A 23297-nucleotide genomic window follows, 5' to 3' on the forward strand; every position below is an offset into this window, starting at 1 on the left:
ACAGGTGCCTGGGGCGCCTGTCTAAGGAGTTTTTATGCAAGGTTCAACACCTTTGAAAATTGAAACACCATCACTGCCCTCTGGAGGCGGATCACTAAAAGGGATGGGAGAAGCACTCAACGCCGTCGGAATGAAGGGGATTGCGTCATTTTCACTGCCCTTGCCAGTTTCTGTCGGGCGTGGTCTGGTGCCGGTGCTATCACTGAATTACAGCAGTGCGGCAGGCAATGGGCCATTCGGGATGGGGTGGCAATGTGGGGCTGGTTTTATCGGCCCGCCTACAGCCAGGGGCGTTCCGCTCTATGCTGGAAAAGATACATATCTCGGACCAGATGGAAAAGCATTGGGCATTGTGGCGAATAGCCAAGGGCAACCAGAGCAGCGCACCGCAACCTCACTGTTGGGAACTGCTCTGACGCAGCCACATACCGTTACCCGCTATCAGCCTCTCGTGATAGAGAAAATCGCGCGCTTAGAGCACTGGCAGCCACAGCAACCAAGTGAAAAAGAGACTGCTTTCTGGGTACTTTTCACTGCGGATGGCTTAATGCACCTATTCGGTAAGAATCGCCATGCACGTATTGCTGACCCGCAAGATGAAACCCGAATTGCCCGCTGGCTGCTGGAGGAAACCGTCACCCACACTGGGGAACATATTTACTATCACTATCGGGCAGAAGACGATCTCGACTGTGATGAGAATGAGATTGCTCAACACCCGGGTGTTACGGCCCAGCGTTATTTGGCAAAAGTCAGTTATGGCAATATTCAGCCGGAAACCGCTTTTTTCGCTGTAAAATCAGATATCCCTGCTGACAATGATTGGCTGTTTCATCTGGTATTTGATTACGGTGAACGTTCTTCTTCATTGGACGATGTGCCCGAATTTAATGCTTCTGAAAAATGGCGTTGTCGTCCGGATAGTTTCTCCCGCTATGATTATGGGTTTGAAATCCGAACCCGTCGTTTGTGTCGCCAAATTCTGATGTTTCATCAGTTAGGCGCATTGGCAGGGGAAAATGTTGCAGAGAAAACACCGGCGTTGGTTTCCCGCCTTATTCTGGATTATGACCTGAGCAATCAGGTTTCCTTACTGCAAACTGCCCGCAGGCTGGCACATGAAGCAGACGGTACGCCAGTGCTCATGTCCCCGCTGGAAATGGATTACCAACGTGTTAGCCATGACGCGAATCTGAACTGGCAGGCAATGCCACAGCTGGAAAAATTGAACACGTTGCAGCCATACCAAATGGTTGATTTGTACGGAGAAGGCATTGCCGGCGTACTCTATCAGGATGCCCAGAAAGCATGGTGGTATCGTGCTCCGATAAGGGATACCACTGCCGAAGGAACGGATGCGGTGACCTATGAGGATGCGAAACCACTGCCACATATTCCGACGCAACAGGAAAGCGCGAAGTTGTTGGACATAAACGGTGATGGGCGTCTGGATTGGGTGATTACTGCAACAGGGTTACGGGGCTACCACACGATGTCGCCGGAAGGTGAATGGACTCCCTTTATTCCACTATCCGCAGTGCCAATGGAATATTTCCATCCGCAGGCAAAGCTGGCTGACATTAACGGGGCGGGTCTGCCTGACTTAGCGCTTATCGGGCCCAATAGTGTACGTGTCTGGTCAAATAACAGGGCAGGGTGGGGTAGCGCTCAGGATGTGGCTCATTTGTCAGATATGCCATTGCCGGTTCCCGGCAGAAATGAGCGTCACCTTGTCGCATTCAGTGATATGACCGGCTCCGGACAATCACATCTGGTCGAGGTGACGGCAGATAGCGTGCGCTACTGGCCGAATCTGGGGCATGGAAAATTTGGTGAGCCGCTGATGATGACAGGCTTCCAGATTAGCGGGGAAACATTCAGCCCCGACAGACTGTATATGGTAGACCTGAATGGCTCAGGCACCACCGATTTTATTTATGCCCGCAATACCCACCTTGAACTCTATGTCAATGAAAGCGGCAATCGGTTTGCTGAACCTCAGCGTATCGATCTGCCGGCTGGGGTACGTTTTGATAATACTTGTCGGCTACAAGTTGCGGACACACAAGGATTAGGAACTGCCAGCATTATTTTGACTGTTCCCCATATGAATGTGCAGCACTGGCGATTGGATATGACCACATCCAAGCCTTGGCTGTTGAATGTCATCAATAATAATATGGGCACAGAAACCACGTTGTCTTACCGCAGCTCTGCCCAGTTCTGGCTGGATGAGAAATTGAAGGCTGCTGAATCTGGGATTACGGCTGTCAGTAAATTACCGTTTCCTGTGCATCTGTTGTGGCATACGAGTGTCTTGGATGAAATTTCCGGTAATCAATTGGCGAGCTATTATGATTACGCTCATGGTGCCTGGGTACGTCAGGAAAAAGAATTTCGTGGCTTTGGGCGGGTAACGCAAACCGACATTAATTCACGGTCGTGTGCAACACAAGGGACAGATGCTGAACCACCATCACTTTCGCATATTGTTACTTGGTACAGCACGGGTATGCAGAAAGTCGATATTCTTTTGCCCAAGGAGTATTGGCAGGGGGATCAACAGGCATTTCCGCATTTTACCCCACGTTTTATCCGTTATGACGAAAAATCCGGAGATAATAAAACGGCCGTACCGAGCGTACTGGATAGATACTGGTTACATCGGGCGTTAAAAGGACAATGTTTACGGCGTGAACTGTATGGTGACGATAATTCTATACTGTTCAGTAAACCTTATTCAGTGGATGAATTCCGCATCCAAACATGTTTGTTACCGAGTGTGGTATCGGCCATTCCGGCTGTACTGGTTTCGGTTATCGAAACCCGCCAATACCGATATGAGCGAGTTGCTGCCGATCCCCAGTGCAGTCAAAATATCGTCCTTAAATCTGATGAGTTTGGATTCCCAACGGACAATCTCGAAATTGCCTATCCAAGACGCCCACGGCCTGAGCTATCGCCTTATCCGGCTAGCCTGCCTGAAACACTATTCGCCAGCAGTTATGATGAACAGCAGATGTGTCTACGTCTGACACGCCAGCGTTCTTCCTATCATCATCTGAATCATGATGATAATACGTGGATCGCAGGGCTTATGGACACCTCACGCAGCGATGCGCGCATTTATCATGCAGATAAAGTGCCGGACGGTGGATTTTCCTTTGAATGGTTTTCTGCCACAGAAGCAGGGGCATTATTGTTGCCTGATGCAGAAGCCGATTATCAGGGGCATCAACGTGTGGCTTACACCGGCTCAGAAGAGAAGCCCGCCATTCCTCCGCTGGTGGCATATATCGAAACCGCAGAGTTTGATGCACGATCGCTGGAGGCGTTTAAAGAGGTCATGGATGAGCAGGAACTGGCAAAGCAATTGAATAATGCCGGCTGGACTGTTGCAAATGTGCCGTTCAGTGAAAATGCCGATTTCAGGGCTTGGGTGGGGCAAAGGGAGTTTACGGAATACGCCAGTGCAGACGGATTCTATCGACCATTGGTGCAACGTGAAACCAAGCTCACGGGTAAAACGACAGTCACGTGGGATACCCATTACTGTGTTATCACCGCGACAGAGGATGCGTCTGGCCTGCGTATGCAAGCGCATTACGATTATCGATTCATGGTTGCCGATAACACCAGCGATATCAATGACAACTATCACACAGCAACGTTTGATGCGTTGGGAAGGGTAACCAGCTTCCGTTTCTGGGGGACTGAAAACGGTGAAAAACAAGGTTATAGCTCTCAGGAAAATGAAACTGTTCCCTTTATTGTCCCCACAACGGTGGAAGATGCCTTGGAACTGAAACCCGGCATACCCGTTGCAGGATTGATGGTTTATGCCCCTCTGAGCTGGATGGTGCAGGTCAACTTTTCCAATCAGGCCAATTTTTCTGGTTATGATGAGCTGAAATCGGCTGGGATCATCACTGAAGATGGTTATTTTCTGTCGCTTGCCTTTCGTCGTTGGCAACAGAATAATCCTGCCGCAGCCATACCCATACAAGCCAATTCACAGAACCCGCCCCATATCCTGAGTGTGATCACTGACCGCTATGATGCCGATCCGGAACAACAATTACGTCAAACGGTTATGTTTAGTGATGGCTTTGGGCGAGCCTTACAGACAGCAGTACGTCACGAAAGTGGGGAGGCTTGGGTACGGGATGAGAACGGAGCCATTGTGGCTGGAAGCAATGGCATGCCTAAAACAGCAGTGACAAATTTCCGTTGGGCCGTTTCCGGACGTACAGAGTATGACGGAAAAGGTCAGGCTTTGCGGACGTATCAACCGTATTTCTTGAATAGTTGGCAGTACGTCAGTGACGACAGTGCCCGGCAGGATCTGTATGCCGATACACATTGCTATGACCCGTTGGGGCGTGAATATCAGGTTATCACCGCTAAGGGCGGGTTACGTCAAACTTTATTCACCCCTTGGTTTGTGGTGAATAAAGATGAAAACGACACTGCCGATGAAATGACCGCATAAAGTTCAGTGATGTCTGTTCGCTGAACAAACATCACTCCATTTAGGAATGAATTATGAAGAATTTCGTTCACAGTAATACGCCATCTGTCACAGTATCGGACAACCGTGGCCAGACAGTACGGGAAATAGCTTGGTATCGGCACCCCGACACACCTCAGGTAACCGATGAACGCATCACCTGTTATCAATATGATGCTCAAGGCACGCTGACCCAGAGTATTGATCCGCGATTTTATGAACGCCAGCGGACAGCGAATGACAAGAACGCTGTTACACCAAATCTCATTCGTCTGTCATCACTCAGTAAAAAAGCACTGCGTACACAAAGTGTAGATGCCGGAACCAGTGTTGCCTTGCATGATGTTGCCGGGCGTCCGGTTTTAGCTGTCAGTGCCAATGGTGTTAGCCGAACTTTTCAGTATGAAAGTCATAACTTTCCGGGACGCTTGTTGGCGATTACCGAGCAGGGCAAAGGAGAGAACGCCCGTATCATAGAGCGATTGATCTGGTCAGGAAATACGCCGGCAGAAAAAGGCAACAATCTGGCCGGGCAGTGCGTGGTTCATTACGATCCCTCCGGGATGAATCAAACCAACAGTATATCGTTGACCGGCATCCCCTTGTCCATCACACAGCAATTATTGAGAGATGACAGAGAAGCAAATTGGCAAGGTACGGATGAATCCGGCTGGAAAAACGCACTGGCGCCGGAAAGCTTCACTTCTATCAGCACAACAGATGCTACCGGTACTGCATTGACGAGCACAGATGCGGCCGGAAATAGGCAACGTATCGCCTATGATGTTGCCGGTCTGCTGCAAGGCAGTTGGTTGGCGCTGAAAGGGAAACAAGAACAGGTTATCGTGCAATCCCTGACTTATTCCGCTGCCAGCCAGAAATTACGCGAGGTACATGGTAACGGGATAGTAACCACATATACCTATGAACCTGAGACGCAGCGCATTATTGGCATAAAAACAGAACGCCCTTCCGGCCATGCCGCTGGGGAAAAGGTGTTACAGGATCTGCGTTATGAATATGATCCTGTCGGCAATGTGCTGAAATCAACTAACAAGGCTGAAATTACCCGCTTTTGGCGCAACCAGAAAATTGTACCGGAATGTACTTACACTTATGACAGCCTGTATCAGCTGGTTTCCGCCACAGGGCGTGAAATGGCGAATATTGGTCGGCAAAAAAACCAGTTACCCATTCCCGCCCTGATTGATAACAATACGTATACTAATTACTCTCGCACGTACGACTACGATCGCGGGGGAAATCTGACCCAAATTCGCCACAATTCGCCGATCACAGGCAATAATTATACAACGAGCATGACAGTCTCAGAGCACAGCAACCGGACTGTGCTGGAGGAGCTGGCGAAAGATCCCACTAAGGTGGATATGCTGTTCACCTCCGGCGGGCAGCAAACCCAGCTTGTTCCCGGTCAAGATCTTTTCTGGACATCCCGTGACGAATTGCAACAAGTGATATTGGCCAATAGGGAAAATGCGGCGCCTGATCAGGAATTCTATCGTTATGATGCAGACAGTCAGCGTGTCATCAAGACGCATATTCAGAAGACCGGCAATAGTGAGCAAATACAGCGGACATTATATTTGCCAGATATGGAGTGGCGCACGACATATAGCGGCAATGCATTGAAAGAGTTTTTGCAGGTCATCAATGTCGGTGAAGCGGGTCAGGCACAAGTACGGGTGCTGCATTGGGAAGCAGGCAAACCGGCGGATATCAGCAATGATCAATTACGCTACAGTTATGGCAACTTGATTGGCAGTAGCGGGCTGGAATTAGACGGTGACGGGCAGATAATCAGTCAGGAAGAATATTACCCCTATGGTGGAACTGCCGTGTGGGCAGCCCGAAGTCAGTCAGAGGCGGATTACAAAACCGTGCGTTACTCTGGCAAAGAGCGGGATGCAACAGGGTTGTATTACTACGGTTATCGTTATTATCAATCGTGGGCAGGGCGATGGTTGAGTGTCGATCCTGCCGGTGAGGTCGATGGTCTCAATTTGTTCCGAATGTGCAGGAATAACCCCATCGTTTTTTCTGACTCTGATGGCCGTTTCCCTGGTCAGGGCGTTTTTGCCTGGATAGGGAAAAAAGCGTATCGGAAGGCAGTCAATATCACGACAGAACATCTTATCGAACAAGGCGCTTCCTTTGATACGTTTTTGAAATTAAACCGAGGGCTGCGATCTTTTGTTCTGGGTGTAGGAATGGCAAGTCTGGGAGTTAAGGCTGCAACGATTGCGGGAGCGACGCCTTGGGGAGTCGTCGGGGCCGCCATTGGTGGTTTTGTCTCTGGCGCGGTGATGGTTTTTTTTGCGAACAACATATCAGAAAAAATTGGCGAGGTTTTAAGTTATCTGACGCGTAAACGTTCTGTTCCTGTTCAGGTCGGCGCTTTTGTCGTCACATCGCTCGTCACGTCGGCACTCTTTAACAGCTCTTCGACAGGTACGGCCATTTCCATAGGAACCGTGGTGACCGTTGGAGGAGTCATAGCTTTAGCCGGAGAGCATAACACGGGCATGGCTATCAGCATTGCCGCGCCAGCCGGACAAGGTACGCTGGATACGCTCAGGCCCGGCAATGTCAGCGCGCCAGAGCGGTTAGGGGCACTATCAGGCGCAATTATTGGTGGAATGCTATTTGGTCGTCATCAGGGAAGTTCTGAGCTTGGCGAACGGGCAGCGATTGGCGCGATGTATGGTGCCCGCTGGGGAAGGCTTATAGGCAATATATGGGATGGCCCTTATCGATTTATAGGCCGATTACTGCTCAGGAGAGGCATTAGCTCTGCTATTTCCCACGCGATCAGCTCCAGAGGATGGTTTGGCCGCATGATAGGAGAAAGCGTAGGAAGAAATATTTCTGAAATATTATTGCCTTATAGTCGTACACCAAGCGAATGGGCGGGCGCAGCTATTGGCGGGACAGCCGCTGCTGCCCATCACGCCGTCGGAGAGGATGTTGCCAATGCCGCTAACCGGGTGACTTGGAGTGGTTTTAAGCGAGCCTTTAATAACTTCTTCTTTAACGCCCCTGCACGTAATAATGAATCTGAAGCATAACAATAATATTAATTACTGCTTTGTCTTTTAATTACCACCTTGTCATGGATGACAAGGTGGATTTTGTAAGCGGATAAGGGCACGGGAAGGAGGGCGCAGTATTTGTTAACAGGCCATCATCCGATCGCCTGACCAAGAGAAGATCCCACCCAATTTCATTTTGGCGGCATCAATTCCCTTACGCAGCACATTACGCGGTGTATCCGGTGAAATGCAGGACCGCCGCCAGCATTGAAGAGTGCATCCGTGCTGTTTTCTGTGTCGGTTGCCAGCTCAAAATAGAATTGGCTTTCGAAACAGCGTTCGATTTTTCTTGAGCGGAATAAAAAACTGATGGTTTATTCGATGTACAGAGGTGTACAGAAATGTACAGAAAAAAGAAGGGGGGATTAGCCCCTCCTGTTGTTTCTTATACTCACATAATGGAAATGTTGGTGTCAGGCAGCAAAAGCGGTTGCTCGACCTTGGCAGGTTGCAGGTTTTGCAGCGTGTTGCCGTGAACACTTCCCGCATCAGGGAATGCGGCCATTGCGCCAATCAGCGTTCCCAGACTCAGCTCTTCTGCTTCTGAGACAATAGCAACTGCATCAATTGGCATGGCAGGTTTGGCGGGTTGCCCGCTGGCCCAGGATAAATCCATCAGCATGCCCTGAGTGCCATTCGGCTTGCTTAAGTTTTTGACCAGATAATCCACGTCGATCACCGATGAAGCTCTTTCTAGGTTGATATGTAGATGAGCCTTGGCCTGATTGTCAAAGGCCTGACGAACCACCAATGCCGTTCCGTTGCCAGTGTCAGTCAACATCAAATCATCATTGTGCTGTTTCACCAGAATACTTGCCGGATTCGCTATCGGCAGGATAAGGCGATCCAACGCTTGTGCCGGATCGTTATTATCGATAATTACTGTGCGGTAGTGATCCCATATTTCCTTGGTGAAATGATAGGAATCGTGATTGCCCCCGCCATGCAGCACCAGACTATCAACACCGTCAATGATCGGTGGCGTCAGATCGTCATCGGCTTCCCCTCCTTGAAGCAATAAAGAGGAATTGATTCGTTCCACGCCATTGAGCTTGTTGACAGTTGTCGCTCTGCCATCATGGAGACAGTACAGTTTCTGGGCCGTTTGGTTATACACATACGCCACCTTATGTTCTGCATTGATGCCGATAAAACTAAGATGATCCGTGGTCGGAATTCCGTTGCCTACGAATTTCTGACCGCTGCCAACATCAAACCAGCTTGGTGCACTGCTGTTTTGTAAGGTCAGTGCCCCTTCTTCGACTTGCCACTGATTGGCAAGTTTAGAGAGTGCCTGTGTCTGATCAGCCTTGTTATTGTTCTGCCATTCTTCGTCAACACCCACTAACTGTAACTTGCCATTATCGGCTCGCAGCAAAATCTCACCCTTGATTGTGGTCAGACGCATGCCAACATCAACCTGCTGTACCTCTTTTAGGGACAATTCAGGCGTCAACTCGCTGGCAACAGGAATCTGTGCTGATGCATCAAGCACTTGGTCAGAACCAAAAGCGGCAGCCAGTTCATTTGAAGTCATGACAGGTTGGTGATATAGCTTACCGCTTTCAGGTTCAAAGAGCCGAGCGGAGGTGCTGCCCGCGTCAAATCCCAGAAATTGTGGGGATTTACCCTGCAATTCAGTTGATGCTACCACCACTTGCCCGTTGTGATACCACACCGGCAACGGGCGCTTGCCGTCGCTGCCTTTGACGCCAAACACGGCCAAGGTAGCTCCGTTGCCAGTGACGCTGGCCAGATCCTGCCACCAATGAGCACGTCCCTTGAGCCAATGTTCGTTAACAGCTTCATAGTTAAACTGTCCCGCCGCATTGAGTTGAGCCACACGCCCGTCCTCAGTGATGGCAAGCAAACTACCATTCAGGTTGACCACGTTGGCCAGTGGGGGAGTGCTGACACGCAATGCTGTCGGATGGCTGGCGTCAAGAACCGTCTGCCCCGGGCCTTCCTGACGGAACAGAACCTTTTGCTCATGGCTGTAGAAGAAGAACACTTCCTTATCAGCAAGATCGGAAATAGTGCCTGCCAATACCAGATCAGCCGGGATCTGCCAGTTGCTGCGGATGTGTTTATCCGCGTCGAAGGACAGAGGATGATCTGCTGGTGGTGCCAGATTTGGCTTGATCAATGTCCCGTCGTTGGTACGTATCCAGTAACGGTGTTTCACGTCATCAGCATCTACACCAAACACGGTGATCAGGTCCGCACTGGTTGGTTGAATCTGTCGGGCGTCCAGCGTATATGTTGACAATTCACGTTGGGTGCGGTTGTTCTCGTAGTTTTGGAGGATCGCCCCGAGCACATCACGATGTCTGTCGGTATTTGCCAAATGCTGGAGCAACTCATCATCACCCACAACACTGACTAATTCCATTCGGTCATTGATGATCCGATAACTCAACTCCGCTTCTCTTTCTTTTAGCTGATAATGCCGCGCCAGATAAACCGCATCTCCTTCTTGCCAGAGCCGACTGATCTTGCCCGCATTGTGGTTGAACCACGGCATAAATTGCGCATCAACCTGTCCGTTGGCAATATCTACCCGCCATGCCGCTGCGTTGTCGGCATCATAGAAATAAGCGTGTTCACCCATCACGGCACCCAATTGCGCATGTTTGGCCTGTTCTTGGCGGGTGTCGGTGAATATCATCCGATCTTTAGCGACATCGTAGAAGGCTCGGCCAACGTCATGCCCATTGTGGCTGTAGTTTTCCACCACCACATATTGCCCGTGCAACTGGTGCGCTTTCGCCAGATCACTTAAATGCTGCTCGATTTGTTGACCGGATACTTGCCATTTACTTGCATCCTCTTTCACCACATCAGCCGTCAGTGTGGAGAAGTTGATTTCACGCACTTCGTTCTTGTTGTTGACCACCAGCACCTGCCCGTGCCGGGATGGATCAAGTTCCACCACCACTCCGCCGACTTCCAGCCGGTTTTTCGAGACTTTGATAGTGTCATTGGCAAGCTGGCTGCTATCGATGATCCAGCGTGACGGCATATCGCTACTGCCGTCCGGCTTAATAGCGTCGTTGATGAGCTTGACACGGGTTCCTTCGTTCAACCCGATCAGGTACTCGCCACCTGCGCCTTTGATTTCGTAATGCAGGTAGCCATGCAGTTCCTTGGGGAGTTCCGGTACTATCAGTTTTCTGTTGCGCGGGTCGAGTATGACTTCAATGGGGGTCGAGACATATTCTTGATAAATCCTGCGGATCGTCCATTCGCTTGGGAAAACGTAGAAATCATAGTCAAAGCGCTTATCATCTTCGAGCCTGCGGATCACATCGAAACCAGTATCGTGGCGCGTAGTTGCCCCCGGAAGTATCATATATTCGTATTTGATGAAGGATTTGGGCGTACCCGGCAAGATCAGCACATTACTGTCACTGTGATCGAGCTTATGGAAAGCGTTGGTATGACCGATTCCACTGCGCACTTCGATTGCCTGACTGCGATCGTGCACCATCTTTGGAGAATCTCCGACCCAAAAGAAGTAATTGATTTTCCCTGAACCTGTCGGGCCAGAATGGGTACGATAGATGTACTGACTGTCGAAGCCGACTTGTTTATTACGCAGATCCAACGTCTTGATGACAGCGCCGGCAAGGGGCACCAGCACATCTTGCTTGCTGTCATACCGGTAGCCATTACCTTCGTAGGCCTTATCGAGTATATCGAAATAACGCCCGACAGCTTTAGCATCTTCGGCAACCGCACTAAAAGCTTGGGCCAGTGCGGTGAAGCCCACCGCAAGCCCGCCAAGGATCACTCCGGCACCGCCGAGGACGGCTGCGGTTGTCGAGGCACCGACCATGCCAGCACCGGCTCCGGCGGCACCGGTCACGAAACTGGCGGAATCGAACGCCAGTTGCGTTCCAAATACCGCTTTTTGTGTATCCGTTTCTGCGTGAGCGAGTTCATAGGCATCTAACCCAACAAAAGCGCCGCCAAAAAGCAAGCCTATGCCTTCGTTGGCGGTATGAGCCAGAGCGGAAGAGAACTCCTTGAGTGATGTTTCGGCGCCTACTACTTCGCCGCGCAATGCGGTACGCACCAGCTCAGTCACTTTAACCACATCGTTGATGCTACCGTGCGCCATTTGGGCGTAGTTAAGATAACTGTGGATCTTGAGTGCGGTAGCCAAATCTGGCGAAGAAATTCCATGTGCTGCATCGCTGCGGTTCTTGTTGGTAAACCACTGAATCAGTGTCTGTACCGCAAACCCTGAGTTCAACCCATCAACTGGAGCGGCTTCGCCAACACCGCCATTGTGCCGTATCTGGCCGCGTTCAAGGGTGAAGTGCTGGCCTAAAGTGTGCATATGCTCATCAATAAAATGGCGGAATTTGACAAAAGTGTCATCGCCGCTGCTTATCCACTTCTCCTCAAGGTTATCGCGATTGATGAATTGGATGCGATAATGGCCTTTACCCTGTTCCTTAATATTGTCAATCACCGGCATCCAGCGCTGGTCAAGCCTATTTTCTCTGGCAAGTTCTGTCATGGCATTGTCGAACCTTTCTCCCCACTGCTCCGCATCCAGAGCAACCAATGTGGTGCGTAACTGGACGTTTTCAGCAATCTTCTCTTGGGTGTTGACGGCTTGCTTGGCCCATTGCCGTTGCTCTATGACGGTGGCCAGTTCATCGGGACGGGTCAGGTCAGCTACATCCAAGCCGTTGCCTACCGGGACTTTTGCCATTTTGGCCGGATCGATCTCCACTAAGTTGAAAGCCGGTGCCGACTGGCTGCCAAGTGCACCATAATGAACGGCTAATTTGCGTTTCACTAAGTGTTTTTCTATGGCACGGGAGAAGTTTTTCATGCTGTCAAATGCAAAAATACCGACATTGGGATCATAGAAATAGTATCGACGTCCTTCAGCGTCAACAGTCACTCCCACCATCATGGCGTGATTTCGGGTATTGAGAGCGAATGTCGAAGTGCCAGCCGATTCTTCCAGCAGGGAAGCCACTTCGGGTAAGGTAACCTGTCCTCGCTGCATTGATGCCTGTACAGCCTCAACATTGGAATGCAGTCTTACCAGACTGTTTTTGAATAGCGTGGAGCTGCCTTCCTGCGGGGAAGCTGCGGCCAAAAAGAGCTTTTCCACCAGACTGTTGACACCTGTCTCACCATTGTTGGCGAGTGCCACCGCCATAGCCCTGACCAAAGGATAGCAACGGCCGCCGGATACATCCCCGACCAATGACAGATAGAAATCTTGTGGTACCAGATGGCTGGAGAGACTTCCGGCGCGTTGAAAATCTTCGCTGAATACAGCCGTCTGCTTCAGGACATTATCAATGTATTCTGCTTGGCTCGCTTCAGTGATGCGACTGATTAAGGCACCTCGTTGCTTGGGAGTCAACTGACTGTCAAAAAACAGGCCTTTCATCTCCAGCGCCGACATTCTATCGTCAAAACCCGGAATGCTGACATCCTGAAAGTGACGTAGCCCATCAATAAATTCAGGGTTCGTTTCCCTTCGTTGATAAGCTTCAGCGATAGCATAACGTTCACCCAAGCTGAGGTTACGCTCCTGCCCACCGCCCTGAATAGAGGTATCATTAATCTGCAAGACGGCATCGATACCGTTCTTGGATTTAATCTGCTGCCACAACCAGCTTTGCTCGACTGAGAAGACTTCACGCAAGACTACATCGTATTGCTCTTTGTAGAATTCCAGCGTGATATTGAGCTGCTTTATCTGTTGGTCGATCAGGACAAGCTTGGCACTGTCTCTGGTGTTGTTTCGGAGTTGATAGAGATCGCTTCGTTTGTCCACCAATTGCTGGGTATCTGCGGTGATTTTGTCTTGAACCTTATCACGCAGCTCAATCCATGCGGCAATCGCTGAATGATGAGGAGAAAATTCCCCTTTTTCATATACACCATCAGAGATCCCTTCGGTTGATATGCCGAACTGGGCCGCAACCTTTTGGAGTTTTTGATGAATTTTTTCACGGTAATCCGTGAATTTGGCCTGGCTATGAGCAGTCACTTGGCTGTCAGCCACCTGAATGGATAGTGGCTCTTCGCCGTTGCGCAGTTTCGGCCAGAGCATATGACCGTCTCGCTGATACTCTTGACGCTGGAACACCAGTTGCCACTCGCCATTAACGTATTGCATGTAAGCCGCGGCAAGGCCTTCAGCTGTACCGGCGACTTGATAATCCTGATAATCCACTGCCATGACCACATTGTCATACAGCAATGAGCTGTTAACCCGGCCATCGTGGTAGACGCGATAAGTATTGTCATCAAGGTTGGTCACCACGATTGAACATCCCGACAATGATCCGGTGAACAGAAAACTTCCCGGAACAGCCTGCTTAGGAATATCCACATAGGCAGGCAACGCTTTAGCCTGATTTGCGCCGTTGTAGCCGAGGAAATAGGCGGGCACGCTGTTCGCGTTACTCTCTGTGCCCAGATCAATGTATTCGACTTCGTATAAACCTGTCTTGACTTTCACCAATTGAGCGAGCCCTTCAGCCGGGAGTTGCCCCGCTCTGACCAATGCTTCCACACTGATGGTGTTGGATTCAGCGAACGATTTTGGATCGGTGGCAAATTGTTGAATATCGGCACTGCCTTCACGGGAGCCGGCTCCATTTCCCATAGGCATTAAGCCAGCTTTGAGTTCGCGATCCCGTACCGCTTGCGCCAGTAATGCAGGGTTGGATGCATCATATCCCCGTCTTTGCAAGGTTTTCGTCAGGGTCTTCTCGAGCGGGGCGCTGGTGAGCAAGGACTCTGTTGCTGCCGCTGCGATCAATCGCGCCCGGGATTGACCATGGCTGCTTGATTCACCTTCAACCGTTTCAGAATATGAAATGCCTTTGCTGACGTGATACATGCCAATCGGGGTATGTTTGATAAAGGCTGTCGCCGGCAGTAATTCATTGAGCTGGCGGCCGATAGCTTGTGCATGTTCGACCCCTGCATTGGAAAGGTAAATCACGGCTTGGTCGGTACGGTGACCCAGATTTTTCGGCCCCATGATTTTGGCCTGCTCCAGCCAGCCACGGTTGTCATCATTAAACAATTGGGTCAATGCACTGGCGAGCGAGTTGAAATGTGTTTTGTCAACGTTAATGGTCAGCCTTGCACCCATTTTGGAGCGAGTGCCATGACGTTGTTTGAAATCCTTGGGAAGTACCCGAAAAGCATCGGCGGTGCCCAGAACAGTATCGGTTTGAGAGGACAAGGCGGTATTTTCACTACCTTGTACCAAAATATCGACCGTATTGGTACGCGCTGCCAGCGTTTTAATATAATTGACAAATGACCGTTGCTCACCTTCATTAAGTCCGCTGATATCAGCCGGCTTGTCATTGCTATAGCGCATATAAGCACCTTTCTCCACTGCCTGCTCCAGCATTTTTTGCTGCCTGATCAACTCAGGAGTCCATTTATGGCCACTTTCGCTGAATCCTTGCTTAATAGCCTGAATCAACACCTTGATATCCGGTTTCCGTTGTATTTCCTTAAGAGTCGCCTGCGCTGACATAAGCAGAGATTGGTAGCTATTATTCGGCATGATAATTCTCCTTAAAAAATCTTACTGTCCTATTGATAAACTTTATGATTTACAACACGTTAAATAGAGTTATGGCAAAACATTAAATGTAATCATGGCAAATACATCAGCCCGCTTGGGCGGTAATTCAATCCTTCATCTGCAAAGTGTACAGCCGGGCTTTAAACCCATCTAAGGCGAGCTACATAAGCTAAAAAATCAATACGTCGCCGAAAAGATGACAGAATCATCTTCCTGCACCATCTGGTTTCAAGTTCGTTAGTGGGAAAAATGTCAGGCGAAGCGGTATAAAGAGACTGAGTCAAAGCCTGATTGGAAGAAAGGCATTGCAACAATAATCGAGGGTAATCAAGGGCAAATGACAACGTATTAACAAATGTATAGTCCCTATCAATTGTAATGCCCATCGTGTGATTCCGTTCATATGTTGCTAGAGATAAACTTTGTTGATTATTGTTATCGTAACAATAATCATTATCAATTAGTTTTACAAAAAATAACAAAGAACAAGCACATAAGGAGAGAGGGAATCGGCGGTAAACTTCAATCATAATCATAAACGCCAGTACCCGCATACCGGCGTCATCTCTAAAATCTTAACAAACCTAATGCACCATAGCTGTTTTCTTATTGGAAAAATCGTGGGAATATTCAGAGATAGTTAAAATAGGAAGTTGAGAGGAGTTTGTTATGCCTATATGGGTGGATGCTGATGCATGTCCTAAGGTGATAAAAGAAATATTATATCGTGCTGCAGAACGTGAAAAAATACAGGTTACATTCGTGGCAAATCAACGGCTAAGTGTACCTGCATCCGCTTTTTTGCATACATTACAAGTCCCTGCCGGGTTTGATGTTGCTGACAATGAAATTGTTTGTCGCACAGAAGTCGGTGATTTAGTGATTACAGCTGATATTCCTCTGGCTGCCGAGGTGATCCAAAAAGGTGCAGCGGCGCTTAATCCGCGTGGCGAACTTTATAGCGAAGAGACAATACGTGAGAGTCTGACTATGCGTGATTTTATGGATACAATGCGCGCGAGTGGGATCCAAACAGGAGGGCCTCCTGCGTTAAAACAACGTGATCGCCAGCTGTTTGCAAATGAACTAGATAAGTGGTTATTGCAACAGAAAAAACAAGTGAAATAACGAAACGGAAAAAGCGGCTCTCCAGCTTATTGTTGGAGAGCCAGCTTAATTGAAGCTAATTCTTCATTAAGATTCAGACTCGGATGCAAATGAAGATATCGAAGCTGAATAGAGATAAGCAGACCACTCGTTATAGTGGCATACAAATATAGCTGGGGCTTTTGATGATAATGGCGCTGCTAATTTTCTGACTTTGTCTCTGATCTCCATAACAGAATTTGCAGAGACGCCAACATAAGTTCCAGAAGGTAAAAGCATTAACTCACCATTGCTGTATCTGACAGTGTTTCTAAAATCAATGATAGCCATTGATTCAGTCAGATAACTATACTCTTTTGGACCTGCACCAAAAATTTCAACACGAACCATATAATTAGCCATAATAGCCCTCTCTTTTGTTTAAGAAAAAACCAAGCCGTTTTTTTGGGGTGACAGTAAATTTTTTAGGTAACAGAAAGTCATAGCCAATTCCCTGATTTCTTTCCGAGAATCTTTAGATGAATTTACAGGTGTTAACATTGTTGCGCTATATCAATAAATCACAGTTATTTGAGGAAACATTCCTGTATTTAAAAATAGCTTGCCTGTGATACTCAATAATGGGGTATGCTGTGTAATAATTAACCGGATCATGGTGGTGTGATTATGTGGAATAATTATGCTCAAAGAGGAAATATGCGGTTGCTGGCAAATTTTCTATCACCAATAGATGCCCGTATTATCTTAGGCAGAATGTTATCAGAAGGGATTTATGCCGCAGTTATTGATGAAGATATTGTGTGGAATAATTATATGTATTCACAAGCATTTGGCGGTGTGAAACTTCTTGTTCATCATGACGATATAGAGCGGGCCAGAGAGATCCTTTATCAAATTGAAGATAATGAATATTCATTGGATAAAATAGCTGATAATCCAGTCAGTAAAGAATTATCTTCATCCTCATATCGATTTAATGTGTTAATAAATACTTTATTAGTACTTCTGTTGTTTTTTACAACAGGAATCGGATTACCGTTAAAATCTGACTGATTATTTTTATTTCACTTCAATTCTTACGTCAATTTTGTGCGATTCTCCCTGCATTCCCATTATCTATATCTGCTTGATCAAATTTAATACTGACACGTCGATTTAAAAACGGTAAATCTTAAATTGAAAGACGAAGGAAGATTATGCATCTGATATTTTAAAAATAGAGGGGTAATAATAATGAAAGCACATTTAGAACTACTCTGTTCCCCGGCTATCTGGGCAGAAGGCCCCGTTTGGCTCCCAACAGAAGATGCGGTTATTTTCAGCGATGTGAAAGGAAATAGGATGTTTCGCTGGTCAGAGCATGATGGTGTAACGCTATGGCGAAAATATTCTAATTACGCCAATGGCAATGCGTTGGATAAAAAAGGCAGGATCGTTAGTTGTGAACATGGCAGACGAGGAATTTCCCGCACAGAAAAAAATGGCAATGTGACTATGCTGGTGGAAAAAATAGATGGGAAAAGATTTAATTCGCCGAATGATGTCGCCATTCGCTCTGATGGTACGATTTGGTTTACTGACCCTCCTTATGGAATTATTAGTGATGACGAAGGATATAAAGCAGAAAGCCAGATTATTGGATGCTATGTTTATTGTTACGATCCGGCTGATAACAGTATTTCGATAGCAACCAGCGATACCCAAAGGCCGAATGGATTAGCTTTTTCACCGGACGAAAAATGGCTCTACATTGCTGATATGTCTATTATCGATTTTCCTGCTCATGGAAGACGTGAATTACGCATTTATCCGGTACGGGGTAAAATTTTAGGGTCTGGCAGACATTTTGCATCAATATCACCTGGCGTCCCGGATGGTTTTTGTATCGATAAATTAGGCAATATCTATTGTAGTTGTGCAGATGGTGTCATCATTCTCGATAAATTTGGTACACAAATAGATAAAATTGAAGTACCGGAACGAGTATCTAATTGCACTTTAGGTGGCTTTAATCAAGATCTACTCTATATTACGGCCACAACGTCGTTATACCGAATCTCTGTAGCTCAGTTCACTGAAGAATGATGAAAGGGAAGAGTTAAGTCACTCGGGAGCGATTTATGTTGGACGGAAAACAACATAAAACGTGCTATATGAACCGGCAACTTACCTCTTCCTGATACGTTAATGCGATGAAAAAAACCTGCTTATGGGAATTCCGGTAATTCGGGAAAAATTACCGCACAATGAATCGCAGAGTTTGACGCTTATTTCAGCAAGGCAGAATATTACGGAGCCACTTCATATCGGCTCGATATGCCAAATCTATTTAGTGTATTCATCATAATAGCCAGCCACTCAATTGCAGCAACTTCTGCATCACTCCATACTTCAGCAGCTTTTTGATAAACGTCATCTGGAACTCGATCATTTTGTATTTCTGTTATCGCTTCGGCTAGCAATAATGCGGCTCGTTCCTTTTCTGTGAAATATTTTGTTTCCTGCCAAGCGGCCACCAGAGAAACTTTATCAATAGATTCACCTTTCTTTAAGGCATCTCTGGTATGCAGCCGGACACAATAGGCGCATCCATTAATCTGGGAAATACGTAATTTTAATAGATCGCATAACACGTCCGGGATCCCGGCAGATGCGGCGCTTTTATCTACTTCAGAATTTAAAGATAACAGTTGCTTGTAAAGGTCGGGAAACGTTTTAACTAAAGAAACGCGTGTCATAATGCTTTCCTTTTAATCTATTATGGGGTAGTGATTATCATAAAGAAGATAGGTTTCACTTTCTGACACCTTTTCTGAGAGGATGGGATGAAAAAAACAATATTATTGCAACAGATGCAATTTTTCTTACAGGGCAAGCAGAAAGTAACTTTAAATGAGCTGATGCAGGAATTTAATTTATCCCGCAGCAGTGCTTTGCGTTATATATCCGCCTTGGAAGAATTGGGGGTTCCTCTATATTCGGAGCGGGGAAGGAATGGGGGATATATGATTGCGCCGACATATCGATTAGCTCCGGTCAGGTTTAGTGCGGATGAAATTCATGCAATGTTATTTGCTATTTCAGGTATGCATATTTTGCAAAACACGCCTTTCAATCTGCAATTTCGCAGTATTTCCGAAAAGCTGAAACAAGTTTTGCCTCATGATGAAAAATTAAAAGAAGACAAATTACGCAAACATTTGGGCGTGATGGCGGTAAAGCAGATTAATCCAGCCAAGCAATTGGATGTGTTGCTGAACCATATTCTGCAACAGGAAAATCTAGAAATAACTTACCATGACAAGACGATGTTCATTTATCCTATCGCGATGTGGTTTGAATCGGGAAAATGGTTTTTAGCTGTTTTTGATTATGAAGAACAAGATTTACGGGTGTTACGTTGTAACGAGATTCGTTCATTTCATCCGACAATAAAATCATTGAATATTCCTGAAGATATCCGGTTTGTGGATTTTAATTTACTCAATTTTGCTCAATTAAGGCAGGAAAAACAGCAACATTATTTCCAGATCAAGATAAAAAGAACCGGTATTGAGCATTATTATGGCAAACCTTTCCCGCATATTGCACTGAAATTAACCGAGGATAACCATGCAATAATCTCAGGCCATTATCATCAAAAAGAACTGGGCTATCTACTGGATTATATCAATGGTTTTTCTCAACATCTGATCGATATCGAACCAGAAACATTAAAGCAAATGTACATTGATGAAATCAAAGCACGCTTGCAGCGGCTAGAGTCAGAAACACTATAAAAAAAGCCTCAGTAAGAGGCGTCTTGGAAAATATTTTCTTATTTGCAGGGTTGCATCGTTTTGATGGTCGAATGACTGAATCTCTTGCGAATTAAAAAATGTGAAAATAAATTAAACAAAACACTGGCAATGAAGATAGCGTTTGAAGTATGATGCGCCGTCTGCACAAGGCAGCAATCAACTTACTTCCACACAACTGACTGAAAATGGAGGAAATTATAATGACGACAATAATAACTCTTTTCAGGCCAGCCCATAGCTAATTACTAAATTCAAATCTATCAGTATTGCTTGGCTCTAGAAGGCCTGTCTACACCCTTATTTTTTCATTGATCATAAGGTTGATCTATGGGCAATACTTTGCATTCGGCTGTACCGAACGTACAGCTTATCGTGACAGAAAATACTTGGCTGGAAGGTAAAGCTATCCAGCAACTTGAAATAACAGCGCAGCTTCCTGATATGGTTCGTGTCGTCGGGTTACCCGATCTTCATCCTGGCAGGGGGTATCCAGTCGGTGCTGCATTTTTTTCACAATCTCGTTTTTATCCGGCCCTTATTGGCAATGATATCGGCTGCGGTATGGCATTGTGGCGGACAGACTTGATGTTGAATAAATGGTCATTGGACAAGTTGGAAAAACGGCTTGGCTCTATTGACTTACCTCTGGAGGCAGAGGATTTACCTGAAGATATCCCTGCGCATTTTTGCTATTCACCGGGAACGATTGGAGGCGGCAATCATTTTGCTGAATTACAGCAATTGGATGTCATCTATCAGCCAGAACTGATTGAAAAATGGCAGCTGAATAAACAGCAACTTCTGCTTTTGGTGCACAGTGGTTCACGTGGCATGGGGCAAATGATCCTTGAACAACATGTTCGTGAACATGGGCATAATGGGTTGGAATCATCCAGCCCGCAGGCGCAGAATTACCTTGAACAACATCAACAAGCGTTGAATTATGCGTGTGTTAATCGCCAATTAATTGCAGAAAGAATGCTGGGACGTTGGCGTGCTAATGGCGAATGCTTGCTCGATGTTTCACATAACTTACTGACACCATGTACCGTTGGTGGCATTGAGGGTTGGTTGCATCGAAAAGGTGCGACTCCGGCTGATAAAGGGCCGGTAATCATTCCGGGATCACGGGGGGATTACAGCTATTTGGTTCAACCGCTGACCAGTGAGCAGAGCTTATTTTCTCTTGCCCACGGCGCAGGACGAAAGTGGATGCGTGGTGAATGTAAGGAACGGCTGAGCGGGCGTTATAACACTGTGCAGCTTTCCCGTACCTCATTGGGCAGTCGCGTGATTTGTTTAGATAAACAATTAATTTTCCAAGAAGCGCCGGAAGCCTATAAGCCGATTGATGGTGTTATGGAGGCAATGCTACAGGCGGGATTGATCAAATTAATAGCTCGGCTTAAACCTGTTTTGACCTATAAAACACGGGGAGGCCAAGAGTGATATTGTTGCAAATATCCTCGGCTCAGGGGCCGGATGAGTGCATGCTGGCCGTCAAAAAAGCACTGGGGCGCTTGATCCAAGAAGCTGATGCGTTAAGTGTCACTGCCGATATTTTGGAAGAAGAGAGGGGAGAACGTGTTGGGACATTGCGTTCTGTACTGGTTGCTATTCAAGGGAAAAATGAGCAACAACTTTTTGAGTGCTGGAACGGAACAATTAAATGGATTTGCGATAGCCCATGGCGAAAAGGTGCGGGTAGAAAAAATTGGTTTATTGGTGTCACCCAATGTGAGGCTATAGCTGAATTGCCTGAAAGTGAAATCAGATTTGAGACGCTCAAAGCCTCGGGGCCGGGTGGCCAGCATGTCAATAAAACTGAATCGGCCGTCCGGGCAGTGCATATTGCCAGTGGGATCAGCATTAAAGTACAGACTGAACGCAGCCAACATGCCAATCGTCGGCTTGCCCGCTTGATGTTGGAACACCGCCTCCGGCAGCAACAAGATATATCTCAGGCAGAGACAAGGGCTGAGCGGCGCTTATTTCATCATCAAGTTGAAAGAGGGAATGCGGTACGCACTTTTATCGGGATGAAATTTATTCCGGTTAATTGAGATTAGAGCGACAATGTTAGCCTGCCGCTCTACGGGAATTCATTTCGCACTTTGAGATAAGGCATGCTTAGTTTGTACTTTGCATGCCTTGACAGATTTATCCAATGACTCATCAAAATGACGTTGACTTGGGAAAGTATGCTTATTATTTCTGACTTCTGTGACAGTTTGCTTGATGGATGTAATAAATTCATCCTTATTGCTATGAATTTCTTTGAGATCAAAACCTTTCTTGCTTAATTCCTTGAAAGTTTTTTCAGCGATTGCATCCGGAGAATCATTAGTTTTGAATGCATCCACGGAAGCTTTGCCGAATAGCTCACAATAAGTTTCAGCTGTTTTATCTACATTCGCATGTGCGGCATAAGAGAAGAGTGAGGCAAGGAAAATCGGCAGTAAGAGACGTTTCATAATTTCCTCTTGAGCGATTGCACCATACATAATGGTGGCGGCAATATTAACAATAATGGCAGCATTGGCTGCATTAACAGTGACAACATTAACAATAGTACATAAAACAATAGTACATAATTCTTTGTTTGTACGGGTTATCTATGGAATGCCCGTACTTTATTGAGAACGGTTTTATTGTGGTTTCTGCTCTACACACTTACCTGTTTTGCAAAGCTCCCGGAGTAACTTGACGGGGTTTTTTGTCGTGTCTGTATTGATGCGAGAAAGTAGTTTGACATCTTTGTCAGTAATTTTGAGGGCGTCTACTTCAAGGTAATTGCCGGAACCCGCCGTGAGTTTGTAGACAATTAATTCCTTGGAACCGTCACCATTAATGTCGGCAAAAGAGATTCTCGGTTTACCGTCATTTTCGAATACTGAACCATCGCGGGAAAAGACCCCTCCGGTTTCAAAATCAGAAAGATCCTTGTCCTTGAAAACAGCAACGGAATAGCTACCAATCGATGCGCTTTCCAGATCCCCGACGGATATGACAGCAAAACGCTTATCAGGCAAATTAATCAATTTTCCTTCTTTTGCAATAGCCGGGGTTGAGAATGATAGGGCGACCAGAGCCGGAATAACAATCGTTTTCATCATGTTACTTATACGCATAAGCAATACTCCGCTATCTACTGTTTTGGGCAAATATTTATAGGGTGA

13 protein-coding genes are annotated in these 23297 nt (G+C 46.9%); 8 read left to right on the forward strand and 5 right to left on the reverse strand.

What is annotated here, in order from left to right; translation table 11 throughout:
• Positions 1–34: 34 nt before the first annotated feature.
• Both BM100_RS06375 and BM100_RS06380 read left to right on the forward strand, forming a co-directional pair.
• Positions 35–4492: a SpvB/TcaC N-terminal domain-containing protein gene (locus tag BM100_RS06375; RefSeq protein WP_092509078.1), complete on the forward strand. Its 4458-nt coding sequence runs from the start codon at positions 35–37 to the stop codon at positions 4490–4492.
• A gap of 53 nt (positions 4493–4545) precedes the next feature.
• Entirely contained in the window at positions 4546–7596 is a 3051-nt protein-coding gene (locus tag BM100_RS06380) for an RHS repeat domain-containing protein (RefSeq protein ID WP_092509080.1), read from the forward strand.
• A gap of 415 nt (positions 7597–8011) precedes the next feature.
• Here BM100_RS06380 and BM100_RS06390 read toward each other — a convergent pair whose 3' ends face one another.
• Positions 8012–15190 (reverse strand): TcdA/TcdB pore-forming domain-containing protein, encoded by a 7179-nt coding sequence (locus tag BM100_RS06390; protein ID WP_092509082.1) that lies wholly within the window; start codon positions 15188–15190, stop codon positions 8012–8014.
• 690 nt (positions 15191–15880) lie between these two features.
• Here BM100_RS06390 and BM100_RS06400 point away from each other — a divergent pair.
• On the forward strand, positions 15881–16339 hold the full coding sequence (locus tag BM100_RS06400) for a YaiI/YqxD family protein (RefSeq protein ID WP_092509086.1): 459 nt from the start codon (positions 15881–15883) through the stop codon (positions 16337–16339).
• A 66-nt stretch (positions 16340–16405) separates the two neighbouring features.
• Here the strand turns inward: BM100_RS06400 and ghoS are convergent, their stop codons facing one another.
• Positions 16406–16720, reverse strand: coding sequence for a type V toxin-antitoxin system endoribonuclease antitoxin GhoS (gene ghoS / locus BM100_RS06405; protein WP_092509088.1), 315 nt, complete (start codon positions 16718–16720; stop codon positions 16406–16408).
• Positions 16721–16984: 264 nt separating this feature from the next.
• Between ghoS and BM100_RS06410 the strand changes: the two genes are divergently transcribed.
• Positions 16985–17371, forward strand: a complete 387-nt coding sequence (locus tag BM100_RS06410; RefSeq protein WP_092509090.1) for a putative signal transducing protein — start codon at positions 16985–16987, stop codon at positions 17369–17371.
• A 180-nt stretch (positions 17372–17551) separates the two neighbouring features.
• Entirely contained in the window at positions 17552–18403 is an 852-nt protein-coding gene (locus tag BM100_RS06415) for an SMP-30/gluconolactonase/LRE family protein (RefSeq protein ID WP_092509092.1), read from the forward strand.
• Positions 18404–18606: 203 nt separating this feature from the next.
• On the opposite strand, the gene BM100_RS06420 is transcribed toward BM100_RS06415, so the two are convergent.
• Entirely contained in the window at positions 18607–19056 is a 450-nt protein-coding gene (locus BM100_RS06420) for a carboxymuconolactone decarboxylase family protein (protein WP_092509094.1), read from the reverse strand.
• Between the two features lie 87 nt (positions 19057–19143).
• Between BM100_RS06420 and BM100_RS06425 the strand changes: the two genes are divergently transcribed.
• From BM100_RS06425 to prfH, 3 genes are all read left to right on the forward strand, one after another.
• Positions 19144–20097, forward strand: coding sequence for a helix-turn-helix transcriptional regulator (locus BM100_RS06425; RefSeq protein WP_092509096.1), 954 nt, complete (start codon positions 19144–19146; stop codon positions 20095–20097).
• A 348-nt stretch (positions 20098–20445) separates the two neighbouring features.
• Positions 20446–21567, forward strand: a complete 1122-nt coding sequence (locus BM100_RS06430; protein WP_092509098.1) for an RNA ligase RtcB family protein — start codon at positions 20446–20448, stop codon at positions 21565–21567.
• Entirely contained in the window at positions 21564–22181 is a 618-nt protein-coding gene (gene prfH / locus BM100_RS06435) for a peptide chain release factor H (RefSeq protein WP_092509100.1), read from the forward strand. Before BM100_RS06430 ends, prfH begins: the two co-directional genes overlap by 4 nt.
• Positions 22182–22220: 39 nt before the next feature.
• Here prfH and BM100_RS06440 read toward each other — a convergent pair whose 3' ends face one another.
• Positions 22221–22592 (reverse strand): hypothetical protein, encoded by a 372-nt coding sequence (locus BM100_RS06440; protein WP_092509102.1) that lies wholly within the window; start codon positions 22590–22592, stop codon positions 22221–22223.
• 174 nt (positions 22593–22766) lie between these two features.
• Positions 22767–23249: a PliI family lysozyme inhibitor of I-type lysozyme gene (locus tag BM100_RS06445; RefSeq protein WP_092509104.1), complete on the reverse strand. Its 483-nt coding sequence runs from the start codon at positions 23247–23249 to the stop codon at positions 22767–22769.
• Positions 23250–23297 lie beyond the last annotated feature (48 nt).

This window comes from Xenorhabdus mauleonii, from assembly GCF_900113945.1.
Classification (GTDB): Bacteria; Pseudomonadota; Gammaproteobacteria; order Enterobacterales; family Enterobacteriaceae; genus Xenorhabdus; species Xenorhabdus mauleonii.

Excerpts from the sequence above, each read along its gene's own strand:
- BM100_RS06445 (WP_092509104.1), bottom strand. The coding sequence starts at position 23,249 with ATGCGTATAAGTAACATGATGAAAACGATTGTTATTCCGGCTCTGGTC.
- ghoS (WP_092509088.1), bottom strand. The coding sequence starts at position 16,720 with ATGGCTAATTATATGGTTCGTGTTGAAATTTTTGGTGCAGGTCCAAAA.
- BM100_RS06420 (WP_092509094.1), bottom strand. The coding sequence starts at position 19,056 with ATGACACGCGTTTCTTTAGTTAAAACGTTTCCCGACCTTTACAAGCAA.
- BM100_RS06440 (WP_092509102.1), bottom strand. The coding sequence starts at position 22,592 with ATGAAACGTCTCTTACTGCCGATTTTCCTTGCCTCACTCTTCTCTTAT.
- BM100_RS06430 (WP_092509098.1), top strand. The coding sequence starts at position 20,446 with ATGGGCAATACTTTGCATTCGGCTGTACCGAACGTACAGCTTATCGTG.
- BM100_RS06425 (WP_092509096.1), top strand. The coding sequence starts at position 19,144 with ATGAAAAAAACAATATTATTGCAACAGATGCAATTTTTCTTACAGGGC.
- BM100_RS06375 (WP_092509078.1), top strand. The coding sequence starts at position 35 with ATGCAAGGTTCAACACCTTTGAAAATTGAAACACCATCACTGCCCTCT.
- BM100_RS06410 (WP_092509090.1), top strand. The coding sequence starts at position 16,985 with ATGTGGAATAATTATGCTCAAAGAGGAAATATGCGGTTGCTGGCAAAT.
- BM100_RS06380 (WP_092509080.1), top strand. The coding sequence starts at position 4,546 with ATGAAGAATTTCGTTCACAGTAATACGCCATCTGTCACAGTATCGGAC.
- BM100_RS06390 (WP_092509082.1), bottom strand. The coding sequence starts at position 15,190 with ATGCCGAATAATAGCTACCAATCTCTGCTTATGTCAGCGCAGGCGACT.
- BM100_RS06400 (WP_092509086.1), top strand. The coding sequence starts at position 15,881 with ATGCCTATATGGGTGGATGCTGATGCATGTCCTAAGGTGATAAAAGAA.
- BM100_RS06415 (WP_092509092.1), top strand. The coding sequence starts at position 17,552 with ATGAAAGCACATTTAGAACTACTCTGTTCCCCGGCTATCTGGGCAGAA.